At 63.5% G+C, this 8,048-nt stretch carries 9 protein-coding genes and 1 pseudogene; 3 read left to right on the top strand and 7 right to left on the bottom strand.

The features are described 5' to 3' along the window. Window positions 1-729 (bottom strand): glutamate--cysteine ligase (locus VK519_RS01650; protein WP_414692673.1); only part of this gene is annotated, 729 nt, incomplete at its 3' end. A gap of 150 nt (window positions 730-879) precedes the next feature. Between VK519_RS01650 and VK519_RS01645 the strand changes: the two genes are divergently transcribed. After that, window positions 880-1,023 (top strand): hypothetical protein, encoded by a 144-nt coding sequence (locus VK519_RS01645; protein ID WP_324347033.1) that lies wholly within the window; start codon window positions 880-882, stop codon window positions 1,021-1,023. Here VK519_RS01645 and VK519_RS17795 read toward each other — a convergent pair. Further along, window positions 956-1,183 (bottom strand): annotated as a pseudogene (locus VK519_RS17795) (LysR family transcriptional regulator); the annotation flags it as partial. The gene VK519_RS01645 and the pseudogene VK519_RS17795 overlap by 68 nt on opposite strands. 128 nt (window positions 1,184-1,311) lie before the next feature. Between VK519_RS17795 and VK519_RS01635 the strand changes: the two are divergent. After that, a complete protein-coding gene (locus tag VK519_RS01635) occupies window positions 1,312-2,319 on the top strand; it encodes a zinc-binding alcohol dehydrogenase family protein (RefSeq protein WP_324347025.1) in 1,008 nt (335 codons plus the stop codon). A gap of 22 nt (window positions 2,320-2,341) precedes the next feature. Here the strand turns inward: VK519_RS01635 and rsgA are convergent, their stop codons facing one another. The 4 genes from rsgA to VK519_RS01615 form a co-directional block, all read right to left on the bottom strand. Then, window positions 2,342-3,403 (bottom strand): ribosome small subunit-dependent GTPase A, encoded by a 1,062-nt coding sequence (rsgA, locus tag VK519_RS01630; RefSeq protein ID WP_324347023.1) that lies wholly within the window; start codon window positions 3,401-3,403, stop codon window positions 2,342-2,344. A 194-nt stretch (window positions 3,404-3,597) separates the two neighbouring features. Then, window positions 3,598-4,524 carry a DMT family transporter gene (locus VK519_RS01625; protein ID WP_324347021.1) on the bottom strand — a complete coding sequence of 309 codons (927 nt, stop codon included), beginning with the start codon at window positions 4,522-4,524 and terminating at the stop codon, window positions 3,598-3,600. A gap of 62 nt (window positions 4,525-4,586) precedes the next feature. Further along, on the bottom strand, window positions 4,587-4,919 hold the full coding sequence (locus tag VK519_RS01620) for an MFS transporter (RefSeq protein WP_324347029.1): 333 nt from the start codon (window positions 4,917-4,919) through the stop codon (window positions 4,587-4,589). Next, entirely contained in the window at window positions 4,832-5,620 is a 789-nt protein-coding gene (locus VK519_RS01615; protein ID WP_324347031.1) for an MFS transporter, read from the bottom strand. Before VK519_RS01615 ends, VK519_RS01620 begins: the two co-directional genes overlap by 88 nt. 335 nt (window positions 5,621-5,955) lie before the next feature. On the opposite strand from VK519_RS01615, the gene VK519_RS01610 reads away from it, so the two are divergent. Continuing rightward, window positions 5,956-6,366 (top strand): hypothetical protein, encoded by a 411-nt coding sequence (locus VK519_RS01610; RefSeq protein ID WP_324347019.1) that lies wholly within the window; start codon window positions 5,956-5,958, stop codon window positions 6,364-6,366. Between the two features lie 101 nt (window positions 6,367-6,467). Here the strand turns inward: VK519_RS01610 and rho are convergent. Continuing rightward, window positions 6,468-8,048, bottom strand: a 1,581-nt coding sequence (gene rho, locus VK519_RS01605) for a transcription termination factor Rho (protein ID WP_324347017.1), incomplete at its 5' end; no start/stop codon positions are given.

Below are 8,048 nucleotides of genomic sequence, written 5' to 3'. Positions count from 1 at the left end.
ATCGAGCATGCCGGTACGGTCGGCGTCGGTATCGGTCCAGACGTTGGAACGGAACGACAGGAAACCGTTCGGCTTGCCCTCGGTGAAGGGCGAATCGGCAAACAGGGCGGTGGCAATGGGCTGCAATGCCAGGCCCACGCGGAACTTCTTCACCATGTCCGCTTCGGTGGCGAAATCGAGGTTCACCTGCACCGTGCAGGTACGCGTCATCATGTCCAGGCCGAGCGATCCCACCTTGGGCATGTACTCGCGCATGATCTTGTAGCGGCCCTTGGGCATCCACGGCATTTCGTCGCGCTTCCACTTCGGCTGGAAGCCCATCCCGAGGAAGCCCAGGCCCATGCCATCGGCGATGCTGCGAACTTCTTCCAGGTGCGTATGGACTTCCGAACAGGTCTCGTGGATGGTCTCAAGCGGCGCGCCGGAAAGTTCCAGCTGCCCGGCGGGCTCCAGCGTGATGTTGGCCTTGCCGCGGGTCAGCGCCACGGGCGTCTCGCCCTCGCGGGCGATGTCCCAGCCGTAACGGCTCGCGATGCCTTCGAGCAGGCGGCGAATGCCGCGCTCGCCGTCGAAGGTGGGAGGGCGAAGGTCGTCGGTGCGGAAGCCGAACTTCTCGTGCTCGGTGCCGATGAGCCAGTCCGCGCGCGGTTTCTCGCCCTGGGCAATATAAGCGACGAGCTCGTCCTTCGAGCTGATCGGCGTGCCGGGAGCGGCGCTGGGGATGGACACGGGCATTCCTTGGAAGTGTTGTTCGCTGGCCTTCCTGTGGGGGCGGCCGCGCATGAACAAAAGGGTGGGCGAGGGCGAGGATAGCGGTCGCATGGCCCGATGACGAGCAAGACGGCCTTATACCCACGGCCCGGTGTCGCCAGTTCAGTAATGGCGGGGGCCGTCGACGGCGTCGATTTCATCGAAGCGCTCGCGCAGCGCGGCATGCAGCCGGCGGATGGCGGGCGAGAACTGCTGCCGGTGCGGGCAGATGAGATGCAGTGGCGCGGGTTCGCCCGGCTGACCGGCAAGTAATTGCGTCAGTCGCCCCGAGGCGATGTCGTCGCGGACATCGAGCTACGGCCGCGCTGGCTTGTCCGGGTAGAAGGTCCGCTTCGCGGGCGGCATTGGAGAAGCTGCCCAACGCGGCCGTGCGTACGAACAGGCCAAGGTCGTCCAGGCGAATCATTTTCACTCCCGCGGTGAAAGTGCTTTCCCGCCAGCGTGGTGGATAACACGGCCGAGCGGGTGGATCATGGCTCCATACGCAGGCTGGGTAACCACTCCGCGCCCGACATTTTTCGCATCATAAGGAAAATCCCCATGAAGGCCATCGTTTACACCCGGAACGCGCTGCCGATCGACGACCCGACGTCCCTGCACGAGATGGACCTGCCCAGGCCATCGCCCGGACCGCGCGACCTGCTGGTGGCCATCAAGGCCATCGCCGTGAATCCGGTAGACACCAAAGTGCGCCACCGCGCGCCGGTGACCGAGCCGCGCATCCTGGGCTGGGATGCCGTGGGCACGGTGGAGGCGACAGGCAGCGAGGTCACCCTGTTCAAGCAGGGCGACGAGGTGTTCTACGCCGGCTCCATTACCCGACCCGGTTCGTACGCTGAATATTCCCTGGTCGATGAACGCATTGCCGGACCCAAGCCGCGCAGCATCGACGCCGCCCAGGCAGCCGCGCTGCCGTTGACCACGCTTACCGCCTACGAACTGTTGTTCGACCGCCTCGGCGTGGCCGAGGGTGGCGGCGAGGGGCAGGTGTTGCTGGTGATCGGCGCCGGCGGCGGCGTGGGTTCGATCCTGGTGCAGCTGGCACGCCAGCTCACCCGGCTCACCGTGGTGGGTACGGCCTCGCGCAAGGAGACCCGCGACTGGGTCACGAAGCTTGGCGCCCATCACGTGATCGACCACGGCAAGCCGTTCGCCGACCAGCTCAAGGCCATCGGCATCGATTCGGTCGATATCGTGGCCAGCCTCACCCACACCGACGACTACTTCGCCCAGCTTCCCGACCTCATCAAGGCCCAGGGGCGTTTCGGCATCATCGACGACCCGGCTTCGCTGGATGTCACCAAGCTCAAGTCCAAGGCCATCTCGCTGCACTGGGAGTCGATGTTCACCCGCTCGGTGTACGGCACCGACGACATGCAGCGCCAGCACGATATCCTCGCCCGCGCATCGGCGCTCATCGACGACGGCACGCTGAAGACCACGATGGGCGAGCATTTTGGCCGCATCAACGCTGAGAACCTGCGCAAGGCACACAAGAAGATCGAATCGCACACGGCGCGCGGGAAGATCGTGCTGGAAGGGTTTTAGGCCCGGAACGGCAGGGCGCTTTTCAGCGACCCTGCCTCTCCCGCTTCGCCCGCATCGCCGAGCGCGCCATGCAACCGAACTGCCGGTTGTTCTCGTGCCTTTCGCGTATCGTCCTGGACGCCTCGGCCACCTCGCGTTGCAGCTTTTGGTAGCTGGTCCAGCGACGCAGCTCCAGCCGTCCTTCGTCGAGAGCGGCGCGGACGGCACAACCCGCTTCGCCACCGTGGCTGCAGTCCCTGAACCGGCAAGCCAGCGCCAGCGACTGAACATCGTCGAAGGTTGTTTGCACGCCCTCGACGGCCGCACCCACGCGCAACTCGCGCATGCCCGGCGTATCGATCACCCAGGCACCCGTGCAAGTGAGGAACATCTCACGTCCAGTGGTCGTATGTCGGCCCCGGGCGTCGTCGTCGCGAATCGCGGAGGTAAGCTGAGCCGGGTTACCGACCAGCGCATTGGTAAGCGTGGACTTGCCCACGCCCGACGAGCCGACGAAGGCAACGGTATTGCCTTCGGCCAGCCATCGCGCCAGTGAGCCAAGGCCCTCGGGCTTGGTGGCATCCACCGCGACCACCGCCGCACCCCGGGCCACGCCGTGTGCCTGCGCCACATAGGCGCCCGCCTGACTGCAGAGGTCCGCCTTGGTCAATACCACGACGGGCTCGACACCTGCCTGATGGGCTAGCGCAAGGTAGCGCTCCAGGCGCGAGGGATTGAAATCCTCGTTGCAGGAACTGACCACGAACAGCGTATCGACGTTGGCGGCGATGGACTGGCGGTGCCCGTCGGTACCGGCGCCGATACGCTCGATCAGCGACTGCCGCTCGACGAGTCGCGCGACTCGTTCGTTGGCATCTTCAACGAGCACCCAATCGCCCACGGCGATGGAAACCTCCAGCGCATCGACGACGCGCTGCGGCACCACCACGTGCGCGTGGCCGCGCGAAGAAAGCACGGCCAGCCCGCTGCGGTGCACGGCCATCACCCGGGCAGGGTAGGCCGATTCAAAATCATCCAGGGCGAGGTGCTGGGCATACGACGCGCGCCAGCCCAGCTGGTGCAAGGAATAAACAGCAGAAGACATGGGGGAACCCTTTCAAATCGCTCATGGCGCGACCTCCCGACAGAGGGAAGGCGAACGGACGACCGGGTTCCACACGCGTGCCAGCGAAGACCGCTGGCCGGGAGATCAGTGCAGCGTGGACCCGGCGACGATGGCGGATACAACAATCATGATGTTCTCCTTCCTCGTGCGAGTGGATCAAAGGGACGCGCAGGTTAATCGCGAATATCGCCCGGCGCAACCGTGCCGTTCGTTATGGATGCACGTGCGCCGCGCCCTGCGCCCGTGGCGATCAGTCCAGCGGCGATCGAGAGTGCGAGCCCCAGCAGGTAGATCGGATGGAACGGCGCGTGGAAGAACACGACCAGCCAGATCGTCGCCAACACCGGTGCCAGGAACACCAGCGGCGCAATGCGGGAAGGCGACGCCAACTGCAGCGCCCGCAACCACCAGAAATACGAAAGGCCGTTGATGATGCAGCCGTTGAGCAACAAGCCCGCCCACGCCTTGCCCGACGACGGCAACGCCAGCCCGTCACCCAGCAGTACCGTAACGAGCGAAAACAACGCACCCCAGGCGAAGAACCCGAAGGTCAGCGGCATGCCTTCGCCAGGGACGCTCCTGGACAACAAGGAATAAAGCGCGAAGGACGCTGCACCGACCAGGACGATACCGAGCGTCGGCAGGTCCTGTGCGGGCAGGGCAGTGAAATTCCCCTTCGTGGCCACGACCGCGGAGCCTGCGAAACCCAGCAGCACTGCCATCACGCCCACCGGTCCGATCCGTTCGCGCGTCACCAGCGGGGCCAGCAACACGATCAGCACCGGCCACAGGTACTGCACCACCAACACGGCCATGCCATCGCCCACCGCATAACCGTGGTAGAGGCACAGGTAGAAGAGATAGCAGCCAAGGAAGCCGGGCAACGCCGTGCGCAGCAGGTTGCCGCGAGCCTCGGCGAGGAGGCCCCCGAAGGATGGTGCGCGCTTGAGCGCCACCGCCCCGCAGACGAATGCGGAAAGTACGTTGGACAGCAGCAGGAATTGCAATGGCGTGATGTCCTGCGTGGTCACCTTGGCGACGACGGGAATCAGGCTCCAGCTGGCGATGCAAAGCGTAGCGAAGACAAATGCCTTTTTCATGGATTGAACTGCCTTTCGCCACGTCGGATGCCTTTCCTTTCTAACATGACATGGCGCCCGGATCAGCGCTTCATCGAACCGACCCGTGCGGCCGCGAGTTCCAGCGAAGCTATCGCGGCCAGGGTAAGGATGAACCACTCTTTTCCCGCACCAACGAGGATCCATCCGCCGATAACTGGGAAGCCGAAGGTGCCCACGAAATAAGCCACGACGAACCATGTGAGGGCGGCGTGGCGATTCTCTGGCGAAGAATGGTTGATGGCCCAGGTCTGGATAACCGGATATACCAGCCCGTAGCCGGCTCCCGTCAAGACCGCTGCGGCGATATGGAAGGCGGGATGAAACGAGGTTCCCAACAAGCAAACGATGCCCGTGATGAGACATGACAACAACACGGTGACCAGGGGGATGGGGGCATCGTCGGCAAACGCCCGGCGAGCAACAGCCGCAAGACCACCACCGTCGTGGCATGGGCCGCGAAGAAGGTACTGGCACGGGCACCCGTCCCTTCGACGAGCGAACCCTGGAAGGACATGATTCCTGAGAATACGCAGCCGCCTAGGCCCACCATCGCAATCGGCCGGATCGCGCTGCTCGCGGCGACGGTTGCCAGTTTTCTTACCCATGGCCTCAATGAGGCCTCACGATGGCCTCGTGGTTCCCTGGCGGAGAATGTCCCGAGCAGCAACGCGGCGAGGATTCCCATGCCACCGACCAGGAAAAACGTCGTCTGGATGGCCATGCTGGCCTGTGCCATTACCGCGGTAAGGAGAATAGGGCTGCCACAGATCCCGGTCATCTGAAACGCGCTGAAGCGGGTGAACCACGGTCCGCGCTCCGCGTCGGTGATACGTTCGGACAAGGCCATGGGTCCGCCGACATAAAACATCCCCCAACCCAGGCCAATCAGGAGCGCCGCAATGCGCGGGAGCCGGCCGGCAAACCAGCCGACGAGGGGGACTCCGATCAAAGTGCCGATCAGCGCGGCACCGAGCGTCGTTCCCGCGTCGATGTCGCTGCCTCCCTGCGCGCGATACCAGTCGGAGACAAGGAATGTCGCGCCATACCCGCCCGCAGTGAACGTGGTGCCAAGCATGAGGAAACGCGCCGATCCAGACCGCATCGATCAAGCCCCAACCTTTTGCTGATCCATGGTCGACATCCTTTCGACTATTGGCGCATTGTTGTCGTGATGTCTGACTGCGTCTGTAGTCTTTCAGCGGGTACTCTGTAGTCCATTCCGCGGTGTGACTTTAAGAAAGCGCTCTGACAAGTCAGGCGACGTCTTCCAGCGCGGAAGTAACGATACTGCGCAAAAGAAACGGCCGCTGCCTACTGACGCAGCGGTAACGGACTACGGTCATAACGCGAAAGCCCCGTTAGACTCGTTGTTGCACACTGTTCGACATGTCTTGTTGAACATGAGCCGGCATGACCAGGGACGAAGGCAAGGAAAGCAAGGAAATGAGTACCTCCCCTCTCGATGTGGAAGCGAATGGCCAGGCCGACGCGATTGCGCCTGGTCAACGATGGGCCCTTCCAGCTCCCAAATCGGATGACCTGATGACACATCTGGTCGCGCGCATGGGCACCCTCGAGTTCGGGATGGGCCGCGTGGTCGGTTCCATCGAACGTCTGGATGGGCGCATCGACGAGATGGGCAAGCGCCTGGACGGACGCATCGACAACCTTACTGCGCAGGTGCAAAAACTCGCCGATGTCGTCGGCGATCTCGTTTCCTGGAAGCAGCGGATCTGGGGGATATGCCTCGCCGTGTCGGGATTCGCATCCATCACGGGACTTCTGTGGGCTCTGGTAAAGACGATCATCCAGCCAGCCTGAGCGGTTCCACCAAAAAGAAAAGGCCGGCAAGATGCCGGCCTTTTCGTGTATAGCGTCGGAGGCGGTTGGGGGTCAGAGTAAATACTCTGACCCCGCTTCGCTTACCGCTTCATCGAATTAAAGAATTCATCATTCGACTTGGTGTTCTTCATCTTGTCGAGCATGAACTCGATCGCTGCCAGTTCATCCATCGGGTGCAGCAGCTTGCGCAGGATCCAGATCTTGGACAGCAGGTCCGGGTCGATCAGGAGATCCTCGCGGCGGGTGCCGGAGCGGTTGATGTCGATGGCAGGGTAGACGCGCTTTTCGGAGATGCGACGGCTCAGGTGCACTTCCATGTTGCCGGTGCCCTTGAATTCCTCGTAGATCACCTCGTCCATCTTCGAACCGGTCTCGGTGAGCGCGGTGGCGATGATGGTGAGGCTGCCGCCTTCTTCCACGTTACGCGCCGCACCGAAGAAGCGCTTGGGGCGCTGCAGGGCGTTGGCGTCGACACCACCGGTAAGTACCTTGCCGGAGCTCGGGATCACTGTGTTATAGGCGCGGGCCAGGCGGGTGATGGAGTCAAGCAGGATGATCACATCCTTCTTGTGCTCGACCAGGCGCTTGGCGCGCTCGATCACCATCTCGGCCACCTGCACGTGGCGTACGGCGGGTTCGTCGAACGTGGAGGAAATCACTTCGGCGCGCACGCTGCGGGCGATTTCCGTAACTTCTTCCGGACGCTCGTCGATCAACAGCATGATCAGGTGCGCATCGGGGTGGTTGTGCACGATGGCCTGCGCGATGTTCTGGAGCATCATCGTCTTGCCGGATTTCGGCTGGGAGACGATCAGGCCGCGCTGGCCGCGCCCGATGGGGGCTACCAGGTCCAGGATACGGCCGGTGATGTCCTCGCTCGAACCGTTGCCACGTTCCAGCTTGAAAGCCTTGCGCGGGAACAGCGGGGTGAGGTTCTCGAAGAGCATCTTGTTCTTCGAGGCTTCCGGCGGGTCGCCGTTGATGTCGTCCACCTTGAGCATGGCGAAATAACGCTCGCCTTCCTTGGGGTGGCGCACGCGTCCGGTGATGTAGTCGCCGGTGCGCAGGTTGAAGCGGCGGATCTGGCTGGGCGACACGTAGATGTCGTCGGGGCCGGCAAGGTAGGACTCGTCCGCCGAACGCAGGAAGCCGAAGCCGTCCTGCAGGATTTCCAGTACGCCCTCGGCCCAGATGCCGCCACCGGAGCGGGCATGCGCCTTGAGGATGTTGAAGATGACATCCTGCTTGCGCTGGCGGGCCACGCCCTCGCGTACACCCAGCGACTCGGCGAACTCCAGGAGCTGGATGGCGTTCTTGCGCTTCAACTCCGTGAGGTTGATCAGGCGGTCGCTGCTACCGGCATCGGCGTTTTCGTCTTCATCGGCCGGGTAGCCGTTATTGTTGTTGTAGTGCTGGTTGCGCTGGTAGTTGCCGTTGTTGCCAGCGGCGTTATTACCCGGACTGCCGCCCTGCTGGGGACGTCCCTGGTTGCGCTCGTTGCGGCGACGGCGGCCGCGGCTGTCGCGCTGCTGGTTGCCCTGGCCCTGTCCACCCTGGCCCCCCTGGTTCGGGTTGGCCGGCTGATTGGCGCCCTGGGCCTGTGGCTGTTGGCCCTGTGCGCCTTGCGGACCGTTGCCGCCGGGCTTGCCGCCCTCCTGGCC

Origin of the sequence: Pinirhizobacter sp., assembly GCF_035317885.1 — a bacterium.
Classification (GTDB): Bacteria; Pseudomonadota; Gammaproteobacteria; order Xanthomonadales; family Rhodanobacteraceae; genus Pinirhizobacter.
Note: the sequence above shows the minus strand (reverse complement) of the source record. Positions and strands in the feature narration are given on the sequence as shown.